This window comes from Lentibacillus kimchii (assembly GCF_042666895.1).
Classification (GTDB): Bacteria; Bacillota; Bacilli; order Bacillales; family Amphibacillaceae; genus Lentibacillus; species Lentibacillus kimchii.
In genome coordinates this window covers 21,997-41,647 of the sequence record NZ_JBHTGR010000004.1, presented here as the reverse complement: position 1 = coordinate 41,647, position 19,651 = coordinate 21,997, and the positions used below count along the sequence as shown (strand labels likewise).

Below are 19,651 nucleotides of genomic sequence, written 5' to 3'. Positions count from 1 at the left end.
TAACAAGAGTCAGAGCGTTTGCTGTAACGTCTGGCTCTTGTTTATGTTAAAACATTGATGTAGAATGCTGTGGCTGAACGCGTGCATCTGGATCGATGTACTGCTTAGCGTTGTTAATGGCTGTTGGGCCTTCTCCAAACCCAGTAGCAATCAAGTCGATTTTGCCGGGATAAGAGGTGATGTCACCGGCCGCGTAAATCCCCGGAATAGTCGTTTCCATTCGTGAATTGACAACGATGCTGGTCTTATCGATATCAAGTCCCCAGTCTTTTATAGGCCCAAGTGATGAAATGAAGCCATAATTACAAAGCACCGCATCTACTTCGACATTGATTGTTTTGTCTCCTTTAACTTCATTAAGCGTCACACTTTCGATTTTGTCATTTCCATTTATTGCTTCTGGAACAAAAGGTGTTGTAATCGCCACACTTGAATTTCTCAACTTGTCGACACTATGTTCGTGAGCCCGGAATTTATCACGCCGATGAACCAAGGTAACTTTATTGGCCACCTGCTCCAGCATGAGTGCCCAGTCTACTGCTGAATCACCACCGCCGAGAAGCATAACATTCTGGCCTTTATAAGCATTCATATCTCTGACATGATAATGCAGGTTGATGCCCTCGTACGTGTCACTGCCCTCAACTTTCAAACGGCGCGGCTGAAATGCGCCATTGCCTGCAGTAATGATAATGGTCCTGCTATAGTGTTCCTCGCCTGAATTGGACGTTAATTTAAAAGTATCATCTTCAAGACGTTCCACATTTTCTACGGACTGTCCCAATACAATTGACGGATCGAACATTCTGGCCTGCTTCTCCAGGTTGTCCACCAGTTCCTGTGCGCGGATGCCAGGGAAACCAGCGACATCGTATATATCTTTTTCTGGATACAGGGCTGTTAATTGCCCGCCGGTATGTGGTAAACTTTCCATTATTTTAACGCTTGCCTGGCGCATCCCGCCATAAAAAGCTGTGAACAAGCCAGTGGGACCAGCTCCAATAATGGTTACGTCATATACTTGATCTGACATGGATGTCCCTCCATTGACAATAGTTATCATATACATATCCATCGTATCATAAATCAATTACCGAGTGTATTGTTGCACCTTATGCCGGTATGGCTGCTGGTTATGTCCGGTTGAGATACTTATCAATCGTTTGCAAGGTCTTGAAACTTTGCTCGAAAAGTCATAGGATTAGTAATGAATTACAATTATATTACATAATGTGTCAAAATAAGCAGACTTGATAAGATGGAAGTGACAAAGATGGGGAAGCCAAATATTGTAATACTGGGTGCGGGGTATGGCGGTCTCATGACTGCTATTAAGCTGGAAAAGCTGCTGTCCGCACATGAAGCTGAAGTAACGCTTGTGAACAAATATGATTATCATTATCAAAAAACATGGCTGCATGAAAACGCAGCCGGCACACTTCCTGCTGATCGGGCATGGTTTCCGATTAAGGATGTGATTAATACGAACAAAACCAGCTTCATCATGGATACCGTCCTATCGGTGAAGCCCAGCAAGAAGAAGATTAAAATGAAAAATGCGGACCTTACATACGATATCCTGATCGTTGCATTGGGATCGGAACCGGACACAGGCGGTAGACCAGGCGTGGATGACCATGCCTTTACGATTGCGAATATTCATGAAGCGCGCCTTCTCAAAGAACAGCTTAATTATAATTTTGCGAGGTATCATTATGAAGATGAAAAAAATCGGGGAAGACTGAATATCGTTGTTGCTGGCGGCGGACTATCAGGCATTAGCTATTTAGGTGAACTGGCTAATCGAATTCCAGAACTTTGTGAAGAGTACGATATCCCAAAGACACTGGTTCGTCTTATTAATATTGAAAAAGCATCAACAGTGCTTCCGGAATTTGATTCACAGATGGCTGAATACGCCTTGAATTCGCTTGAATCCCGGGGTGTTGAATTCATTATGGATGCAGAAGTACAGGCATGTGATTCGGACAGGGTGATTTATGAGAAAAATGGTGAAAGAATGATGATTCCCACCTTTACAACTGTTTGGACTGGTGGGGTACGCGGTCATGCCATTGCTGCAGAAGCAGGATTCACGCAAACAAACGGAAAACTTGATACAGGACAGGATATGAGAGCCATAGATGATAGTGCAGTGTTTGCAGTGGGGGATTGTGCGGCTGTTCAAATTGATGGAACAGATGAGCCCTATCCCATGACGGCTCACATGGCGATTCAGGAATCAGATACGGTCGCTCGCAATGTCACAAATTTAATTCAGGGCCACGGTGAGCTGGCAGCATTTAGACCATATAAGCCTGGAATCATGGCCTCCCTTGGCAGCACAGATGCCTTAGGGAATGTGTTTAATCACCGTCAATGGTTTGGCTGGCGCGCTATTATCCTGAAAAAAATGTTTGATAATCGGAATTTATTTAAATTGGGTGGCTTCAATCTGTGGCTGCGCAAAGGTAAATTCAACCTCTTTTATTGATTTGGTTATATTGTGATATGATTGAATCTTTGTTTTTTTGCTGTTTTGTTATAGAATAAGGGTAAGGCTTGTGTGGATAACTGAAGGAGGAACAGGCGTTGATTCAGTTTGTTGTTTCCATTTTATTGTTTTTAGTTATATTCTTTGGACTGGCTTTTATATTAAATATGCTGCTGCGTACAACGTGGCTTATGGCAATTATTTATCCGATTATTATTGTGATGATCGTAGATGGCATGCCGACAACCGATTATTTCACGGCTCCACAAGAATCGTTTACGACTGCGTTCACCAGACTGACAGAGGTTACAGCGGCGGATATTACAATTCTTGGGGCAGGTTTTGCGGGTACCATTATTTCTGGTATTATTATTAAATTATTGCGTAAGAACGGTTATCAAATGTTTTAGGGTGGCTGGGACAAACGTGCGAAGCCAGAATGAGCATGTGTGTGGCTAAATAGCTCCAGAAATACGCGGGCGGATGGTGAGTCACCTTGCAACTGGCGCACTCCAGGCTCTCACCTATGTCTCTTTTCCCTCCGTCTATTTCCTTCGCTAATTTAAGCTGATTTGATGGCTGCTTGTGATGTATATAAATGAACTATTTGGCAACACTGACCAAGTAGGCAGTTATTTCCGGTGCATCAGGAAATTTCCTGATGGTGACACCCAATAACACACTGCCGGGAAGGTGTTATCATTTAGTATGCCGACATTGCTCAAGCGATCAGTCATGATACTCTTGTTTTTCGGAATCTTTTTGGGTGCATGGTCAAAGGTGTCTCCACTATCTTTTGCAGATGAGGCAGAAGGGCTGAGTGACGATGAGCCGGTTTCGTTTGCGGCCTCCAGAGAAGCCGAATACCGAGAGACGACACTGGAAGATAAGACATTGAAGACAAAAAGACAGCAGAAATCATATATTTCCAGCGAACGAATTGAAGGCCCTGAAACACTGGAAGAGTATGTTAACGCTGAAAATTACCCAAGTGCTACTGTTATGGCAACTGGCTATACGGCAGGTGTTGAATCGACTGGCAAAACATCTGAGCACCCGCAGTATGGTATTACGTTTTCCGGTGTTCCGGTAAAGCGTGATCTGTATTCGACGATTGCAGCCGATCTGGACGTTTACCCGATTGGCACTGTCATGTTCATTCCCGAGTATGGTTATGGCGTTGTGGCTGATAAAGGCAGTGCCATTAACGGCAACGACATTGATTTATATTTCGAGACGGTTGAGGACGTCTATGCCAAATGGGGTAAACAGGAAGTTGACGTCTCGATTATTAAAAAAGGCGATGGCACGTTAACAGAAGAGGTTCTTAACAACTTGAATGAAAATGAAGCTTTACAAGTCTTCCGCGAGCAAATAACCAAAAGCTAATCAAGACGTCCCGCGATATGAACCATTTCGGGTGCTATATGATTCAGAGAGTGCGAGCAGCCGAATGGTTTGTCGACGGCAGGCGTTTTATCAGATTAACTGTAAATAGGGCTGCCAAACAGGTTAGTCCCGCGTCCTTGATCAAAAACGGCAGCATGCTTGTCCATGCAGCTAAGTAAGAGATATCCAGTTCAAGCCATGTATTCATCGCCATATACATATATGTAACACCGGCGCCATAATTGATGGCCAGCCCAGCCAGTGCTGCAATTGAATAAACCGGTGTGGAGGGCTTTCTCGATTGTTCAGCGATCCATCCGGCAACAAATGCCACACCAATAAAGGAAATAATAAATCCGCCGGTGGGTGAAATGAGCTGCATAGGACCTGCTTTCATTTGAGCGAAAACTGGAACGCCTGCTAAGCCGACCAGGATGTAGGTAACCATAGCGATGCTCCCCCGTTTTTTGCCAAGCATTAGTCCCGCGATAATGGCGAAAAATGTTTGCAGGGATAAGGGGACAGCTGTACCGCCAATAGGCAGTGCCAGAAAGGGAAGCCAGACTGTTATATTAGCACCAACAGCCATGAGACAGACAAACACAGATCCAAATGTTAAATCGACTGTTCGTAGCGTTTTCAATAGCTAGAGCCTCCTAAGTTGATGATGGTTCGATATTAAGCCTAGTTAAGCCAATTGTCAACCTTTAAATATAAAGGTTTACAATTAAACTAAAAAACAGCCTCATCAACAAGACTGTTTTTCAGCTTGATGCGCTAATTTGCTAATGTGTTATTTGATGGCTGTTTCAAGTGCAATAGTCATCATGTCATGAAAGGTTGTCTGACGTTCTTCAGCCGTCGTCTCCTCACCAGTAAGCACATGGTCTGATACCGTCAGAACTGTGAGTGCCTGGCGGTTGAATTTGGCCGCAAGTGTATAGAGTGCCGTTGATTCCATTTCAATAGCCAATACATTATATTTGGCGAGCAGTTCGTTAACTTCTTTAGCATTGTCCCGATAAAATGTATCATTTGTAAAGACATTGCCAACTTTTGGATCCAGTCCCTGTTCTATGCAGGTATCGTAGGCATTTTTCAGCATCTGGAAATCGGCGAGGGGCGCATAATCAATGCCGCCGAAGATCATGCGGTTCGTTTGTGAATCAGTTGTTGCTCCCTGGGCCAGAATGATGTCGCGCACTTTAACATCCTCCTGAATGGCACCGCATGAGCCGACACGAATTAATGTCTGCACATCGTACTCCTGAATCAGTTCATTGACGTAAATCGAAATGGATGGAACACCCATACCGGTCCCCTGAACAGAAATACGTTCACCCTTATATGTACCTGTGAAACCATACATTCCCCGTACGTGATTATATTGCGTAACGTCGCTTAAAAAATTTTCAGCTATAAATTTTGCGCGCAACGGATCGCCCGGCAATAGAACTTTGTCAGCAATGTCACTTTTCTCAGCACCTATATGGACACTCATGCCACATATGCCTCCTTAAAATAATGAATTGACTATAACGTTATCATAGCAGCAGGATAAAAAACAAATTTTAGGTGAAGCCTGCAGAATTTACTGCATATATATTTCAAAAACCGGAATAATTGTATATAATACGAATGTATCGTATTTCAATTGTACGAAATACATACGGCAGGAATTATTTTTGAAAAGGATGAAGAACAATGCAGGAACAAACGTTTACCATTACAGCAGATACTGGTGTGCATGCCCGTCCAGCCACATTACTCGTCAATAAAGCGGGACAGTTCGAATCGGAAATCGAAATTTCCTATAATGGAAAAGATGTTAATCTTAAGTCGATTATGGGTGTTATGTCACTGGGAATTCCTAAAGAAGCAGAAGTGAAAATTACGGCTTCTGGCGGCGACGAAGCAGATGCAATGCAGGGTATCACAGGCGTTATGAATGAGCATCTTGGCGAGGAAGCCGGATCCTGATTATAAAGCATATATGAAATAAGCAGAAAAGTGGAGGGCGGTTCATAATGCCGTCAGGCGCCACTTTCTGCTTTAAATTTAATTGAACGAGAATTCAGGCTATCTGAACCAGGCGTGGCGTTTTCCTATTTGTAGTAGCTTTTCGTATAGACATTTTGCTCAAGCTCATTAATTTGTTTGAGTGACTGCTGATTAAACGCGGTATCCTGTTCGGAAAGATGCTGTTTAATGTCAGCGATGGATTGCTCAAGTGATACCGCATAGTCAGGAATATCGCCAGTGAACTTTTTAACGGCAGATTTAACGACGTTCATCTTTTCATGGTGAGCCAGGGCTTGACGCACCTGAAATACGACGCCTTCGGTTTCGCCAGGATTATGCAGATCACCTTGCACAGGATGTTTGCTGACGGCACGGACTTTGACCAGATAACGCTCACCACGGTCTTCGAGCACTTCACCTATGTATCTTCCAGAATTATATTTTACTTCAACCATGTCACCAACTGAAATGGCCATAGAATTCCCTCCTCCTTTCCATATATTACTGCTATTGTGACAGATGTCCGGTGCCTTCCGCAATTGAACAGGTTTCTTATTTTGGTTTCATCGAGCTGACATGCTACAATCAAAGTGGAGGAAGGGATCAGCCATGATGGATTTTTTGTATTTTCCGGATGATAAATCGGAATATATCCCTGCTGTCATTATATTGGCTATTTTTGTCATCGGTGCTGTGCTGACGTTGTATTTCTTTATTAGATACTCCAAAAAAGAGGCGGCCAGAGCTGACGCTAGGTATCAGCAGGATATGAACCGGGATGAAGATTGAAACAGACCTGTTTATTTCAGGTCTGTTTATTTTTTGGTTTAATGGCAAATACTAATCTTAACGTATTGGCTAAAGGAGAACGTTTGGATGAAAAAAATAGGGCTCATTGTTATCTTATTGTTAATAACGGGATGCCAAGGTAATAATGATGAAACATCGAAGTCTGTCGGAATGTATAACTTATCTGGTGATATGATTGGTACGGTTCAGCTATCAGAAGGTGATAATGCGGTTAATTTAAAGATGAATCTTGAGGGTCTGGAGCAAGGATTTCACGGTATACAAGTGCATGAATATGCGAAATGTGACCCGCCGGATTTCAAAACAGCGGGCAATCATTTTAATCCAAAGGGGCTCAAACACGGTCTCATGAATCCGGATGGTTCGCATGTGGGTGATTTGCCGAATATTAAAGCTGATAACAGTGGTCTTGTCCAGGATGCGGAATTAGCAGCTCAGGGAGCAACATTACTGGATGGCAAGGGTTCATTGCTCAAAGACGGAGGGACGTCAATCATCATTCATAAAAGTCAGGATGATGGTGTCAGCCAGCCTGGCGGCAATGCCGGTGAACGCGTGGCATGCGGACTTATAGTTAAAGAAAAAAAGAAACCGGACAAAACGCCAACAGATCCCACTGAACATAATGAAGACATGTCGGAAGGTTAGCCTGACGCGGCATGTCTGGTATTGGGAATGGTGAAAGTAAAAAGAGGGTGAGCCGGTTTGAACAGCACACCCTCTAAGTTTTATAAGTTGTTGACAGCCGTAACGATCCGGCGGACCCCCTCTTCCAGAGTTGCACGCGGACAGGCAATATTCATCCGCATAAATAATTCCCCTTCACTGCCGTAATCTGCTCCAGGGTTAAGGCCGACTTTGGCTTGCTCACTCATAAATGTTTTTAAGGCTTGAGCATCCATTTGCATTTTGCTGCAGTCAATCCACAATAGATAAGTACCCTCTGAGCGGACAACATTCAGAACATCGGTGTTATTTTCAAGCTGGTCAATGACATAATCTTTATGCGCCTGCAGGACACCGCGGAGTTCTTCGAGCCATTCCTCCCCGTGGCGATAAGCCATCTCCATTGCTGTATTGCCCATGGTGTTAATCATTCCCAGTCCCTGTTTCTTTAACTGAGCATCCAGGGCTTCTCGCTTGGATTGATCAGGTGTAATGATATAGGATGCTTGAAGTCCCGCGAGATTAAACGTTTTTGACGGGGACATGCATGTGACTGTCTGGTTGGCAGCTTCCTCAGACAATGAAGCTATAGGTGTATGTGTCATACCAGGGTAAAGCAGGTCAGCATGAATTTCATCAGCGAAAATCAGGACATTATGTTTCACACACAGGCGAGCCATTTCCTGCAGTTCGTCTTTTGTCCAGACGCGTCCCACCGGATTATGCGGTGAACAGAGCAGAAAAGCCTTAACTCCCTGTTTTAATTTCGCTTCAAAATCATCAAAATCAATTTTGTAATAATGGTCCTGATACAGTAGCGGATTTTTAACTAGCTGCCGGTCATGAGACTCAATAATGCTATAAAAAGGTGTATAGACGGGTGTCTGCATCAGAATGCTGTCACCGGGATTGGTTAATGCCTGAACGGCCATATGCATACTTGTTACAACACCTGGACTGAAGGAAAGCCATTCTTTTTCAATCTGCCAGTTATGTCGCTTAGAAATCCAGTCCATGATGGGTGTTATGACATCATCATTAATGGTTGTGTAGCCGTAAATGCCGTGCTTAGCCCGCTCTATCAGGGCATCGTTAACCGCATCGGGTGCTTTAAAATCCATGTCTGCCACCCACATAGGCAAAACGTTATCTGACTGAAATACTTCCTGACGCATATCCCATTTAACGGAGCGTGTATTTTCGCGATCATGTACTTTATCAAAAAAACCCATCGTAAACCTCCTGTGAATGTGATCTTTATAAAGCTGTATACTTATTATAATCGAAAATACGATACCGTTAAAGATTAGGGCATTTGGATTTGAATTAAATAGTAAAAAAAGCAAGACGCTTATAAAACGTCTTGCTTACAGGGGGAATACGAGAAAGTCTTACATTTTATAGTCTTACCGTTTTGCTAAAATCTAAACATGACATACAAACATTTTTTGCTGTAAAAAACGGCGCCAGCAATGATCATGTCAGCCGTTTTGTCAATTGCTCTTTCGCGTCTTCATATCCGGGCTTGTCTAATAAAGCAAACATGTTTTGCTTATAGGATTCAACACCTGGCTGATCAAACGGATTGACACCGAGAAGATAACCGCTCATAGCACAGGCCTTTTCGAAAAAGTACACGAGAAAGCCAAACATATAAGCATTAAGTTCCGGCAGATCAATTACCAGGTTCGGCACACCGCCGTCGGTATGGGCGAGCAATGTTCCCTGATACGCTTTGTCATTGATAGCCTGTAAGGTGCTGCCAGCAAGGTAATTAAGGCCATCAGCATTATCACTGTCAGAGGCAAGTGTCCTATTCTTTTGAGGCTGACGGATATGCAGAACGGTCTCAAATAGATCACGACGCCCATCCTGTATGTATTGGCCCATCGAGTGCAGGTCAGTCGTAAAGTTAGCAGTTGCCGGAAAGAGACCTTTATGATCCTTTCCTTCACTCTCGCCGAAAAGCTGCTTCCACCATTCATTAAAATAGTGCAAGTGTGGTTCATAATCGATCAGCATCTCTGTTGTTTTGCCCTTACGGTATAAGATATTACGCACTGCTGCATATTGATAGGCGGGATTGTCAGCAAGGGACGGTTCACTAAGGTCATGCATCGCTGCTTCGGCCCCCTGCATCATGTCGCTGACAGCGATGCCGCTTGCAGCAATCGGAAGCAGACCAACTGAAGTCAGAACGGAAAAGCGTCCGCCAATATTATCAGGTATGACGAACGATTCGTAGCCTTCCTGATCAGCCATCGTTTTCAGTGCTCCTTTTGCTTTATCCGTGGTAGCATATATACGCTTCCTGGCTTCTTGTTCACCATACTTGTCTTCAAGGAAACGCCGGAAAATACGAAAGGCAATCGCTGGTTCGGTAGTTGTTCCGCTTTTCGAAATCACATTAATCGAAACATCTTTGTTCTCAAGCACATCAAATAGATCCTGGATATAGGTGGAACTTAAATGATGACCGGCGAAAAGCACTTGCGGTGCATGCCGCTTATCGCTGTCAAGCAGATTATGGAAGGAATGGTTCAGAGCCTGAATCGCTGCACGCGCACCCAGGTAGGATCCGCCGATGCCGATAACAAGCAGGACGTCAGAGTCTTGCTGGATTTTGTCTGCTGCGGACTGGATTCGGGAGAACTCTTCCCGATCGTAGTCTTCCGGCCAATCCATCCAGCCAAGAAAATCATTGCCCTGGCCCGTTCGGTTATGCAGCTTGTGGTGAGCGGTCTGCACGTCATCTTCGAGATAATCAAGTTCATGCTGGTTAAAAAACGTCAGCGCTTGCTGATAAGAAAAGTCAATGTGGGTCATGTTCAGTCTCCTTTATCAAAGTCAGTCACGTTGCCTTATACCACTTTATCCTATGCCAGCGTTTCTATTCAAGCTGAGATAAAAAAAGAAGCCTATTTATCTGTGAAAGACAAGCTTCTTTTTGTTTATACAACTAGTTTTTAAACGTTTTCTTCCGATCCTCTGACTGCTGGATCCATTCGTCAAGTTTGCTTTCCAGTATATTGAAGCCAGAATTCGTATTATCAGCCTGCTTTGGTGCAGCGCTTTTGCTCGGATTAGCGTGTTCCTGGGATGGTTCCTCTGTTGCCCGTATCGAGAGGGAAATACGGTTTTTTTCTGTATCAACACTGAGCACTTTCACATTCACATCATCACCGACTGTCAGAAAAGCATGAATGTCCTGTACGTAGCTATGTGTTATTTCCGAAATGTGCACTAATCCCTGTGTTTCATCATCGAGCGCAACAAAAGCACCATATGATTGAATGCCTCTCACTTTCCCGTTTAGAACCTGCCCTGTTTCGTAATTATCTATCATGTTGACCACTCCTAGAGTTTTCAATATCTTTTAACACAATAGAATATTTTAGCACACATAACAAAATCGAGCAAAACTTCCTTTAAGGAAATTATTAGAGGTGGTCTTAAGATAATGAGTCTGCCTACGCCCAGTCTGTCAGGATAATAAGCATGTCGTTATCTTGCAGGGCAGTTTCTTCTGAAGGGTTTATGATCCACTCGCTGTCGCGGATAAACCCAAGCAGCAGTTCATGATTTTTCAAAAAGAAGGGGACAGCTTGTTTAAAAGAACGCCCATTCAATTCATGCGGCAGTTCAATGTGGGCAAATTGCTGTTTGTTTAACAAGTTCAAAACGGTTTCGAATGGACGTGTCTGTTTCTTGTGAAAGAGCTCATGATACAGTAATGTACTCATAAAATCATTGGAACTAATAACCGTGTCAGCACCGGCACGTACAGCATTTTCAGTTTGACTAATCGTCAGAATTTCGGCGTTTATGGGCACAACCTGATTATTGCCGCGCACGGCTACAGTTGCCAGAATCGTATTATTATCAGCTTGCCGCTCCTTCTGGGCTGTTGTATCAGCACTGATAAGGACGGATGCAGCTTCCTGAATATTTGCCTGCACTAAGACAGCGTCCTCACTCGGATCACCATGAATGAAATGGACGGGATAGTTCTGAAAGTTCAATTCGTCTAATGTCCGGTCAATCAGCACAACCTCCTGATCGTCACGTTTGTCTGCAATCATGTCGGCGAGTTGTTTTGTTCGTTCATTCCACCCGATAACTACGATATGATTTTTGCCTTTAAACGCTACTTTGCCTTCTGACAATTCACTTTCATGGTTAATTGTTTTGGCGGCAAGTGTTGTAATGTAAAAGGTGAGCATGCCACCACCGGAAAGAATCAGCAAAATGCCTACAAGTCTTCCCGGGACTGTTATTGGGGCGAAATCACCGTAGCCAACGGTAGCTCCGGTTACGAATGCCCACCAGATACCGTCAAACAGGGAGGAAAATTGCCGCGGTTCCAGGAGATGAATGGCACCTCCAAAAAACAGCATGAGCACGCTTATGGCGATTAACAGTCTTACAACAACCGGCAAGCGATAAAAAATATGTTTAAACGTTTCAAGATTCATGTTTTCACCTTTGTCTATGGTTTGTCATCATTTCTAGTATAGGCAAAGGGTGCCAATCTCTATACGCCACGAATGAACGTGTCTAACGACTCAGAGCATTTTTAAGCGTTTGCCGGATGCTGGTATAGACAATTTGCCAGAAATCTGTATCGTCCCGAAATGTTTTAGACATAAACAGATGCATTTCCCGGGCTTTTTCCTGATAGCCATCCGCGTCTTTGGGCGGGAGATTAGCCTGGGATTCAGCTGCAAACTGCTGGATTTCGTCCGCCCTTGGTCCCCAGCTGGCCACTTCATTGCCGGCCTCATCAATAAATATAAAAATGGGAATTGAGCGGGACCGGCCGTTCGTTAAGTAATGATCCATCAATTCGAGATTTTCATCACGCAAAAGAAGCTTGACCGGCATATTCACCTGTTCTGCCATACGGAACAAGATCGGCACGTTGAGCATAGCATCCCCGCACCAGTCTTCGGTCAAAATGATGACGCGCAAATTCTGGCTGTACAGGTTTTTGTTAAATTCGCTGTCTTCAGGCGGTGTGAACGATTCGTAGATATGAAGCAGACCATCCTGATGTTCCGTCATTGATTCAACATACGTATTCGGGTCCATCCCTTCGTCAAACCATTGATTCAAATTCATGATGCTCGCACTCCTTTTTGGGTTTGCTTTTGTTTCGTCCCGTTTTTCATTTTTCTGAAGTGAGCAGTTAAATTTGCTGCATAGCATATGTCACCTTTTGGGTACAACCCCAATGGTGCAGCGTGATGTGCAGATCAGCTGCTCGTGCTCATCGGTTATGCGGATTTCCCAGACCATTGTTGTTTTGCCTCTATGAGCTGGCTCGGCTGTTGCGGTTACAACACCGTCACGTTTACTTTTTATATGATTAGCGTTTATATCAATACCAAAGACGTTAAATTGTTCCGGATCAACATTTAAAAATGCGCCGATACTGGCAGCTGATTCAGCCAGGGCAACATTAGCCCCGCCATGCAAGAATCCAAAGGGCTGATGTGTTCGCTCATCAACCGGCATCGTCACAACAACCTGGTTCGCCTCCGTAATCAGTGTTTCCATACCCAGTGTTTCCATCAATGTCTGTTTGCCATCCATTTATAACCCTCTCCTTATGAGATCAGAATAGGTGACCGGCCAGAAGTGAGATGCCAAGCAAAAGGCCATACAGCGTATTTGTTTTGCCCGTTGCTGCCATAGCGGGCATCATCTCCAGCGGTTTGGTTTTTCCGCGAAATTTTTTGATCACGTCTGTGGCTTTAATGATACTGAGAAACGCAAGAATTGACCATATTGGTAAAATGCCCATCATAATATAGATGGCTGTTAATACATAAGCGACCGCGAACATTGCAGCGAGAAAGCGGACAGCTTTTGGCCGGCCCAGCAGGATAGCGATCGTTTTTCGGCCATTTTCTTTATCACCATCCAAATCACGGATATTATTGGACATCATGATGGCACCGATGAAAATAGCGACAGGGAATGACATTAAGACGGCAGAACCCGTCAAAAGGCCTGTCTGAATATAATAACTGATTCCGATGATAACTGTGCCCATAAAGAAACCCGAAAAAAGTTCACCAAATGGTGTATAAGCAATTGGGAATGGTCCGCCGGTATACAAATAGCCAAATAACATACAGACTAACCCGATAGCAGCAACCCACCAGCTTGATTCAAGACATATATAGACACCAAGCAAAATGGCAATGCCGAAAAAGATAAGGGCCATCCCCAGGACTGTTTTGGGTGCAATGCCATCCCGGACAATCGTCCCGCCAATGCCAACTGATTTTTCATTATCCAGGCCGCGAACAAAATCATAATATTCATTAAACATATTGGTGGCTGCCTGGATCAGGACAGAAGCCAGAAGCATTGCCAGGAATAACAAAATGTTAATGTCGTAACCGCCTAAGGCAAACATCGTCCCGACAAATACTGGAATGATGGAGGCTGTCAATGTATGCGGCCGCAACAGACGCCACCATATCTGCAGACCGCTCTTTTCATTAAGTTCGGTTTTAATTGAGGTTATCGAATCCACAGTACCTATCTCCTTTACATATATCACTACAAGTTTAGGCAATTCCTTGAGGCGTGTCAATTGCCAAACAATGGACATGTCGGGCGCCTTCCTTGAGGAGGATGCAAAAAAAGCATACAATAGATATGGTACTTTGTCATAGAGACTATCACGGAGGTTAGGATTATGATAGATGTTAAGGAAACATCACTTTATAACATGCTTGATCAGGCTATTCATAAGGCAAAGAAACGGGGAACGCCGTTGTTGATGAGCATGACTAAAAAGATACAATCAATTAATCCGCTCGCTTTTTTTGAAGCAGCGGGCATACAAGCAATGAACCGGACGTTTTGGTCAAGCACAGCGGAAGACATCTGTATTGCCGGAGCCGGGAGCGCATTTGATATAACAGCCGGGACAAACCGGGTTGAGCACGCGGAAACAATCTGGAATCAACTGCTGCGTGAAGCTGTTATTCATAATCCTTATGAAGTCTCTGGCACTGGTCTGCTTGCGCTGGGCGGCATGTCATTTGATCCGGTCAAACAGCAGTCAGACGTGTGGCGTCATTTTCCTGATTTAGCACTGACGATTCCCTCATTCATGCTTACCAGCCGGGATGATGCCTGCTATTTCACGGTGAATGTCAGGGTACAGGCAAACGATGATCCGGCATCTTTGGAACAGACACTTCAGCAAACAGAGAAGGTTTTGCGGGATCCGCCAGCCCATTTAGCAGAAGGGCCGACTATTCAAATGAAGCAGGAAATTGACCCTGAAATCTGGAAAGAAACGGTCAGGTTTACGACTGAGTATCTGCAGCAGCATTATGCTGATAAAATTGTTCTTGCACGAGCATTGCAAGTCGATCTGACCGATGACGCTGCCATAGCTTCTCTATTAAAGAGACTGCTTGAAACGCAGCCGAATAGTTATGTGTTCGCTTTTGAACGCGGGGAAGACTGCTTCGTTGGTGCCTCTCCGGAGCGGCTGGTGAAACAAGAGCAGGATCAGATACTGTCTACTTGTCTTGCAGGAACGGCATCAAGAGGTCATACACAAGAAGCTGACGCTGCCATAGCTGATGCACTGTATCATGATACAAAAAACCGGCGCGAACATGATGCTGTCGTCAGCATGATCAGACAATCACTGACTCATTTCTGTACGAATCTTAATATTCCGGACAAGCCGGTCATTTATCCGCTTAAGAATCTGCAGCATTTGTACACGCCGGTTACGGCGACCTTGAAAGATGGTTATAGTCTGTTTAATATTGTTGAACAATTGCATCCAACGCCTGCTCTAGGTGGTGTCCCGCGTCAGGAAGCACTGACGTTCATACGTGACTGCGAACATCTTGACAGAGGCTGGTACGGGGCACCTGTCGGCTGGCTTGACAGTAATCGGAATGGTGAGTTTGCCGTTGGTATTCGTTCAGGGCTAATCCGGGAAGACCAGGCCACGTTATTTGCCGGTTGTGGTATTATGAAGGATTCGGACCCGGAAACGGAATATGAAGAAACCAATATGAAATTTGCACCGATGCTGGCTGTTTTAGGAGGCTGAATCATGAATCACACAGAGACATTGACACGTTTTACAGCCAATTTTGTTGATGAACTGGCTCAAGGCGGATTGACCGATGTTGTCATCTCGCCAGGGTCCCGATCGACACCCTTGGCAATAACCATCACCGAGCACGCCGATTTAAGACAGTGGATTGTACTTGATGAAAGGTCAGCGGCGTATTTCGCCCTTGGAATGGCCAAAAAACGCCAGGTCCCGGTTGCGCTTGTCTGTACGTCCGGCACAGCTGCTGCGAATTATTTTCCAGCGATTGTTGAGGCGTATTACAGCCGGGTGCCCCTTGTTGTTCTGACCTCAGACCGGCCGCATGAACTGCGTGATACGGGTGCACCCCAGGCAATTGGGCAAATTAAATTATATGGTGATTATGTCAAATGGTTTCAGGAAATGGCTCTTCCTGAAGCAGATGCTGCGATGCTTGACTATGTGCGGAATAAAGCGTCGCGTGCCGTCCATACAGCCAATGAAGGCAATCCAGGCCCGGTACACTTAAATTTTCCGTTCCGTGAGCCATTAATTCCGGATATGGGACTCGATAATGTTTGGGGAAACAAGCCTGACGAGCCGTTTTATACAATGGCTGCGGGCAAGCGCCGTCTGGAACCAGAACAGCTGAATCAATTAAACAAGCAGCTGCAATCTCTATCAAAAGGTCTGATTGTCTGCGGACCGCAAACCGATCCAAACTTAGCTTTAGCGATCACCAATCTTGCTGAAACCTGGCAGCTGCCGATTCTTGCTGATCCTTTATCCCAGGTGCGGGCGGGCAAGCATACGAAACATCTGATTGTTGAAAGTTATGACGCTTTTTTGCGAAGTGAAACCTTAAGACAGCAGCTGAAACCGGACTTTATTATCCGTTTTGGTGCCATGCCAGTTTCGAAGGCTTATCTGTTTTACGCAAAAGAACACTCAGATGTCCCGCAGTATGTCGTGGAAAATGTGGCAGGTTACCGTGAACCTGCGGGCAATCGAACAGAGTGGATTTACGCCGATGCGGCTCTATTATGCCAGGACCTGACAAACAGTGCCGGTTCAGTAGCTGGAGATGCGCAGTGGCTGAGCAGATGGCAAACGATGAATCAAACATCCAAAAATCATTTAACGGCCTCTGATGACACAGATGCGCTGACGGAAGGGGAGGCCATTCGCAGTTTGCTGGCAGTTCTTCCGGATGCAAGCAGTATTTACATTGGCAACAGTATGGCTGTAAGGGATCTGGATACCTTTTTTATGGCTACGGACAAGTCTGTAGATGTGCTGGCTAACCGCGGGGCCAATGGCATCGACGGCATGGTATCAAGCGGCATGGGAGCTGCAGCGACAGGGGATCCCGTTACACTTGTTCTGGGTGATTTATCGTTTTTCCATGATATGAATGGGCTGCTGACAGCCAAACATTACGAGCTCAACATAACCATTCTCGTCCTTAATAATAATGGCGGCGGCATCTTTTCCTTTTTGCCGCATGCCAGCCAGCCAAACACCCATTTCGAGACACTATTTGGCACACCGCTTGATATTGATCTCAGATATGCTGTTAAGATGTATGGCGGTACGTACCGGCAGCCGGAAAGCACTTCAGAACTAAAAGACTCACTGCAGGAAAGCTATCAGTATCAGGGATTGTCTGTCGTAGAAGTCAAAACCGAACGGGCTGCCAACGAAGCATGGCATCGCAGAAAGTGGCAGGCGATCGAGGCATCACTGTTAAAAGATGAGGCGTCACGTCATGTATAAGACCATTAATGGAACACCTTATTGGTATGAATCGTACGGTGAAGGCGAACCAATCGTCCTCCTGCATGGATTCACCGGTTCAGCTGACACATGGGACAATCTGGTTCATGATTTACAGAATCTGTATCAGCTTATCACACTTGATCTGCCTGGTCATAGGTACATGAAACAGGGGTCTGTGAAAACGATTGAGGCTTTTTGTCACGATCTGACCGGCCTGCTCGATCAGCTGGGATTGTCTCAAGTGCACTTAATAGGCTATTCTATGGGCGGGCGCACGGCGTTGTCTTTTGCGATCTTATACCCTGACCGTGTCGCGTCGTTAATTTTGGAAAGCGGCTCACCCGGTTTGGCTCAGGAAACGGAGCGTGCCGCCCGCCGGCAGCAGGATGATCGCCTGGCCAATTATATTGAACAGGAAGGGCTTGAGGCGTTCGTCGCCTATTGGGAATCGCTTCCGCTGTTTGCTTCACAAAAACAGCTTTCGGAACCTGTTCGTGATAAAATAAGAGCGGAGCGCCTCTCACATGTGCCAGAAGGACTTAGCCAATCTTTAAGGTATATGGGGACGGGCGTGCAGCCATCCTGGTGGGAGGCTCTGCCGCAGCTGAGACGGCCAGTCTTGCTGTTGTCAGGCGAATGGGATCAAAAATTTGTTGAGCTCAACCAGAAAATGGCAACTAAGCTGCCAGCCGTTCAGCACAAAATAGTTTATAAGGCAGGACATGCCATTCACGTGGAACAGCCAGTTATTTTTGCTAAACTGGCAAGTGACTTTTTGCAGTCGCGTCCAAAGTCATTATGAATCGTAACTAAGCCTTTGCTAAAAACGAGCAAAGGCTTACAGTTCCTATTCGAACGCCGTGACATGCGTTCCACAGATTTTGAGATGAAAGAGGGTAAGGCTTATGGCCGAAGTGATTCCCCACTGGCTGTCGAAACGGGCTGAACTGGCGCCTGATCAGACAGCTATTGAACTTGCGGATGGCGTTGTGTATACGTTTCAGGATTTGATGGAGACAAGTCAGTCATTCGCCCGAAAATTACGCAGCCTGGGTATTCAAAAGCATACAAAAGTCGGGATACTTTCCGCTAATCAACTCGATATGGTCGCAGCGATCCATGCCTTAACTTATCTGGGGGCTGTAGGCGTTCTTTTAAATACCCGGCTGACTGATCGTGAATTGAACGAACAGCTGCATGATGCTGGTGTCAGTCTAATATTGGGGCAGGAGCGTCAAAGCGGTTTGACCGCAGAGACTTATACTTTTGCAGCCATTTGGGAGCTTCCGGAGAAACAGACAGACCTGCAGCATGAACTGGATCTGGATGATGCATTCACAATCATTTATACATCCGGAACAACAGGGACGCCAAAAGGGGTTGTTCATACATACGGCAACCATTGGTGGAGCGCGATTGGCTCGATGCTGAATCTGGGTTTGCAGCCTCAAGATAAGTGGCTGGCTGTGCTGCCATTTTTTCATGTCAGCGGACTGTCCATTCTGTTGCGAAGCGTTATTTACGGCATCCCAGTTTATTTAATGGAACACTATGATAAACAGCATGTTCATGATGCTATTATGACAAAAAATATCACGATTGTTTCGGTCGTCACCAATATGGTACGGGATTTGCTTACACTGCTGGGTGAGAGCCGTTATCCGGATACACTCCGGTGTATGCTGCTTGGCGGCGGTCCAGCACCTAAGGCATTGCTTGAAACGGCAAAGACCAAACATATGCCTATATTTCAGTCATATGGCATGACGGAAACGGCTTCACAAATTGTCACGCTAAGCCCTGCTGATGCCCTGGAAAAGCTAGGGTCTTCCGGAAAGCCATTGTTTCCAGCCCAGCTGCAAATTGATGCTCCGCCGCAAAATGTTGGTGAGATTTTTGTCAAAGGCCCAATGGTGACAAAAGGCTATTTTAATCGTGAACAGGCTTCCCAAAAGGCAATCCAAAACGGCTGGCTGGCAACAGGTGATCTCGGCTATATGGATGAAGACGGCTTTTTATATGTTGTGGACCGCCGGAAAGACCTGATCATTTCCGGAGGGGAGAATATTTACCCAACGGAAATTGAAAGTGTGCTGGCCTTATTGACAGGTATTCAAGAAGCGGGTGTGATCGGGAGGCCTGACGAAAAATGGGGTCAAGTACCCGTTGCATTCGTTGTGCTTCGTGATTCATCTGTGACAGCTGAGGCTATAGAAGCTTTCCTCCGCCAGCATCTCGCAGGTTATAAAGTTCCGCAGGCGATCAGGTTTCTTCATGAATTGCCGCGAAACGCTTCCGGCAAGCTGGAGCGGTATCAGCTGGCAGGGTATTTAAATTCCGGTGGTTGATATTCTGATTGTTGCTGGTATGAGACAGACGATTATATTCACAAGTTACTTATAATCATC

Annotated in this window: 21 protein-coding genes; 10 read left to right on the top strand and 11 right to left on the bottom strand. The window is 45.2% G+C overall.

The window, feature by feature from the left end; translation table 11 throughout:
- Positions 1-46 precede the first annotated feature (46 nt).
- Complete coding sequence (locus ACFQU8_RS02350; protein ID WP_382357559.1) at positions 47-1,033, bottom strand: NAD(P)/FAD-dependent oxidoreductase; 987 nt, start codon at positions 1,031-1,033, stop codon at positions 47-49.
- A gap of 240 nt (positions 1,034-1,273) precedes the next feature.
- On the opposite strand from ACFQU8_RS02350, the gene ACFQU8_RS02345 reads away from it, so the two are divergent.
- The 3 genes from ACFQU8_RS02345 to ACFQU8_RS02335 all read left to right on the top strand — a co-directional run bounded on the left by ACFQU8_RS02345 (position 1,274) and on the right by ACFQU8_RS02335 (position 3,883).
- Positions 1,274-2,494: an NAD(P)/FAD-dependent oxidoreductase gene (locus ACFQU8_RS02345; RefSeq protein ID WP_382357558.1), complete on the top strand. Its 1,221-nt coding sequence runs from the start codon at positions 1,274-1,276 to the stop codon at positions 2,492-2,494.
- A 98-nt stretch (positions 2,495-2,592) separates the two neighbouring features.
- On the top strand, positions 2,593-2,904 hold the full coding sequence (locus ACFQU8_RS02340) for a YuiB family protein (protein WP_382357557.1): 312 nt from the start codon (positions 2,593-2,595) through the stop codon (positions 2,902-2,904).
- A gap of 298 nt (positions 2,905-3,202) precedes the next feature.
- The gene (locus tag ACFQU8_RS02335; protein ID WP_382357556.1) at positions 3,203-3,883 is read left to right on the top strand and encodes a 3D domain-containing protein; all 681 of its coding nucleotides are present in this window, start codon (positions 3,203-3,205) and stop codon (positions 3,881-3,883) included.
- Between the two features lie 43 nt (positions 3,884-3,926).
- Here the strand turns inward: ACFQU8_RS02335 and ACFQU8_RS02330 are convergent, their stop codons facing one another.
- Together ACFQU8_RS02330 and deoD are read right to left on the bottom strand one after the other, a co-directional pair.
- Positions 3,927-4,526, bottom strand: coding sequence for a biotin transporter BioY (locus tag ACFQU8_RS02330; protein ID WP_382357555.1), 600 nt, complete (start codon positions 4,524-4,526; stop codon positions 3,927-3,929).
- 150 nt (positions 4,527-4,676) lie between these two features.
- The gene (deoD, locus tag ACFQU8_RS02325) at positions 4,677-5,384 is read right to left on the bottom strand and encodes a purine-nucleoside phosphorylase (RefSeq protein ID WP_382357554.1); all 708 of its coding nucleotides are present in this window, start codon (positions 5,382-5,384) and stop codon (positions 4,677-4,679) included.
- A 203-nt stretch (positions 5,385-5,587) separates the two neighbouring features.
- Here deoD and ACFQU8_RS02320 point away from each other — a divergent pair, with 203 nt between their 5' ends.
- Positions 5,588-5,863 (top strand): phosphocarrier protein HPr, encoded by a 276-nt coding sequence (locus ACFQU8_RS02320; protein ID WP_382357553.1) that lies wholly within the window; start codon positions 5,588-5,590, stop codon positions 5,861-5,863.
- Positions 5,864-5,988: 125 nt separating this feature from the next.
- On the opposite strand, the gene kapB is transcribed toward ACFQU8_RS02320, so the two are convergent.
- Complete coding sequence (gene kapB / locus ACFQU8_RS02315; protein ID WP_382357552.1) at positions 5,989-6,381, bottom strand: sporulation phosphorelay system protein KapB; 393 nt, start codon at positions 6,379-6,381, stop codon at positions 5,989-5,991.
- A gap of 133 nt (positions 6,382-6,514) precedes the next feature.
- Here kapB and ACFQU8_RS02310 point away from each other — a divergent pair, with 133 nt between their 5' ends.
- Together ACFQU8_RS02310 and ACFQU8_RS02305 are read left to right on the top strand one after the other, a co-directional pair.
- The gene (locus ACFQU8_RS02310; protein ID WP_382357551.1) at positions 6,515-6,694 is read left to right on the top strand and encodes a hypothetical protein; all 180 of its coding nucleotides are present in this window, start codon (positions 6,515-6,517) and stop codon (positions 6,692-6,694) included.
- 87 nt (positions 6,695-6,781) lie between these two features.
- The gene (locus tag ACFQU8_RS02305; RefSeq protein WP_382357550.1) at positions 6,782-7,363 is read left to right on the top strand and encodes a superoxide dismutase family protein; all 582 of its coding nucleotides are present in this window, start codon (positions 6,782-6,784) and stop codon (positions 7,361-7,363) included.
- 80 nt (positions 7,364-7,443) lie between these two features.
- Here the strand turns inward: ACFQU8_RS02305 and ACFQU8_RS02300 are convergent, their stop codons facing one another.
- The 7 genes from ACFQU8_RS02300 to ACFQU8_RS02270 all read right to left on the bottom strand — a co-directional run bounded on the left by ACFQU8_RS02300 (position 7,444) and on the right by ACFQU8_RS02270 (position 13,928).
- Positions 7,444-8,613: a MalY/PatB family protein gene (locus tag ACFQU8_RS02300; protein ID WP_382357549.1), complete on the bottom strand. Its 1,170-nt coding sequence runs from the start codon at positions 8,611-8,613 to the stop codon at positions 7,444-7,446.
- Positions 8,614-8,857: 244 nt separating this feature from the next.
- Positions 8,858-10,207, bottom strand: a complete 1,350-nt coding sequence (locus tag ACFQU8_RS02295) for a glucose-6-phosphate isomerase (RefSeq protein WP_382357548.1) — start codon at positions 10,205-10,207, stop codon at positions 8,858-8,860.
- Between the two features lie 133 nt (positions 10,208-10,340).
- Positions 10,341-10,727, bottom strand: coding sequence for a S1 domain-containing post-transcriptional regulator GSP13 (gene yugI / locus ACFQU8_RS02290; protein WP_382357547.1), 387 nt, complete (start codon positions 10,725-10,727; stop codon positions 10,341-10,343).
- A 124-nt stretch (positions 10,728-10,851) separates the two neighbouring features.
- Positions 10,852-11,856 carry a potassium channel family protein gene (locus ACFQU8_RS02285; RefSeq protein ID WP_382357546.1) on the bottom strand — a complete coding sequence of 335 codons (1,005 nt, stop codon included), beginning with the start codon at positions 11,854-11,856 and terminating at the stop codon, positions 10,852-10,854.
- Between the two features lie 82 nt (positions 11,857-11,938).
- Positions 11,939-12,502: a thioredoxin family protein gene (locus ACFQU8_RS02280; RefSeq protein ID WP_382357545.1), complete on the bottom strand. Its 564-nt coding sequence runs from the start codon at positions 12,500-12,502 to the stop codon at positions 11,939-11,941.
- A gap of 90 nt (positions 12,503-12,592) precedes the next feature.
- Positions 12,593-12,976, bottom strand: a complete 384-nt coding sequence (locus ACFQU8_RS02275) for a hotdog fold thioesterase (protein ID WP_382357544.1) — start codon at positions 12,974-12,976, stop codon at positions 12,593-12,595.
- Positions 12,977-12,998: 22 nt separating this feature from the next.
- Positions 12,999-13,928, bottom strand: coding sequence for a 1,4-dihydroxy-2-naphthoate polyprenyltransferase (locus ACFQU8_RS02270; protein WP_382357543.1), 930 nt, complete (start codon positions 13,926-13,928; stop codon positions 12,999-13,001).
- A gap of 165 nt (positions 13,929-14,093) precedes the next feature.
- On the opposite strand from ACFQU8_RS02270, the gene ACFQU8_RS02265 reads away from it, so the two are divergent.
- The 4 genes from ACFQU8_RS02265 to ACFQU8_RS02250 all read left to right on the top strand — a co-directional run bounded on the left by ACFQU8_RS02265 (position 14,094) and on the right by ACFQU8_RS02250 (position 19,591).
- Entirely contained in the window at positions 14,094-15,479 is a 1,386-nt protein-coding gene (locus ACFQU8_RS02265) for an isochorismate synthase (RefSeq protein ID WP_382357542.1), read from the top strand.
- A 3-nt stretch (positions 15,480-15,482) separates the two neighbouring features.
- Positions 15,483-17,240: a 2-succinyl-5-enolpyruvyl-6-hydroxy-3-cyclohexene-1-carboxylic-acid synthase gene (gene menD, locus ACFQU8_RS02260; RefSeq protein WP_382357541.1), complete on the top strand. Its 1,758-nt coding sequence runs from the start codon at positions 15,483-15,485 to the stop codon at positions 17,238-17,240.
- On the top strand, positions 17,233-18,045 hold the full coding sequence (menH, locus tag ACFQU8_RS02255; protein ID WP_382357540.1) for a 2-succinyl-6-hydroxy-2,4-cyclohexadiene-1-carboxylate synthase: 813 nt from the start codon (positions 17,233-17,235) through the stop codon (positions 18,043-18,045). Before menD ends, menH begins: the two co-directional genes overlap by 8 nt.
- Positions 18,046-18,148: 103 nt before the next feature.
- Positions 18,149-19,591, top strand: a complete 1,443-nt coding sequence (locus ACFQU8_RS02250; protein ID WP_382357539.1) for an o-succinylbenzoate--CoA ligase — start codon at positions 18,149-18,151, stop codon at positions 19,589-19,591.
- Positions 19,592-19,651 lie beyond the last annotated feature (60 nt).